2 protein-coding genes are annotated in these 1,062 nt (G+C 67.7%); both read right to left on the bottom strand.

Annotated features, from left to right (window positions below; translation table 11 throughout):
- Positions 1–12: 12 nt before the first annotated feature.
- Positions 13–864, bottom strand: a complete 852-nt coding sequence (locus EAO77_RS38290) for a ParA family protein (protein WP_147992859.1) — start codon at positions 862–864, stop codon at positions 13–15.
- Positions 865–876: 12 nt separating this feature from the next.
- Positions 877–1,062 (bottom strand): hypothetical protein (locus EAO77_RS39400; protein ID WP_187283635.1); only part of this gene is annotated, 186 nt, incomplete at its 5' end.

The raw sequence follows: 1,062 nt of genomic DNA, 5'->3' as shown, positions 1-1,062 counted from the left end.
CGTAAAGACACGTCAGTCGTAGAGCTTCATCGCCTTGCCGACCTTGACGTATGCGGTGGCGGCCTCGGCCTTGGGGTTGTAGAGCGTGACCGGGAGGGAGGCCGAGTACGACTCGGGGACCTTCACGTCGTCGCGGATGGTGGGTTGGACGACGAGGTCGCCGTACGCCTCTCGCACCTGCCGCTCGATGTCGTAGTAGACCTTGCCCTGGGAGATGCCCGTGACGCCTTCCCCTATGACGATCCAGTCGAGTCCGTCGCGCATGCCCATGAAGCCGAAGGACTTGTGCAGGTGAGCGATCTTGTCCTCCAGCGCCGTCAGTCCGCGCGCTTCCTTCTCTTGACTCTTGGTGCATCCGACGATCTCGGTTGCGGCGATGAGGGCGCCCTGGGTGCCGAGGTCCAGGTTGCCGGGGCAGTCGAGCAGGATGACGTCGAACCGTCCGAGCAGTTGCGGGAGCAGTCGGTGGAGCCACATCTCCCGGGCGGTGACTCCCGCGAGCTTCACGCTGAGGGAGTCGAGCTTGTCGGACTCCAGGATGAGCCAGAGGCCCGGGATGGGCTCGCCGGTCTTGCTGTGACGTCCGGGAACGAGTGCTTCTTCGAGGGTGCAGACCTCGTCAACCACGTCGATGAGGGTGGCCAGCTCTTCATCGGCGTCCGGGTTGTCGTAGCCGAGGAGGCGGGAGACGTCGCGTTGCCGGTCCAGTCCGATCACGCAGACGGTGCGGCCGTGTGCGGCGGCCTGCTCGGCGAGGGCTGCTGCCAGGGTGCTCTTGCCGGAGCCGGCCGAGCCGCTGGCGAGCGTGAGGACACGGGTCGGGAGGCCCGTGTCGGCGGGCGGGGTCATGGTGTCGGTGCTCATGTGCACTCCGCTCTACGCCGTCGGAGCGGGCGCGTGGTCGGTGGGCTGGTAGTCGGTGTGAGTCTCCAGCCAGTCCGCGTAGGCGCGGGCGTGGGTGGAGTCGGTGCCGTCGGTTCGGGTCATGGGGACTTCGCAGCGGGCGAGGGCCAGCGCGAGCGCGCCCTGCTTCTGGCGGTCGGTGCCTTCCTCGCCGGACAG

Source organism: Streptomyces sp. T39 (genome assembly GCF_008042045.1).
In the GTDB taxonomy this organism is placed as follows: domain Bacteria; phylum Actinomycetota; class Actinomycetes; order Streptomycetales; family Streptomycetaceae; genus Streptomyces.
The sequence above is the reverse complement of the archived record's forward strand: the minus strand, read 5'-3'. Positions and strand labels throughout refer to the sequence as shown.

What these genes read in the sequence shown, in the direction of transcription:
- EAO77_RS38290 (WP_147992859.1), bottom strand. Translation starts at nt 864, where the DNA reads ATGAGCACCGACACCATGACCCCGCCCGCCGACACGGGCCTCCCGACC.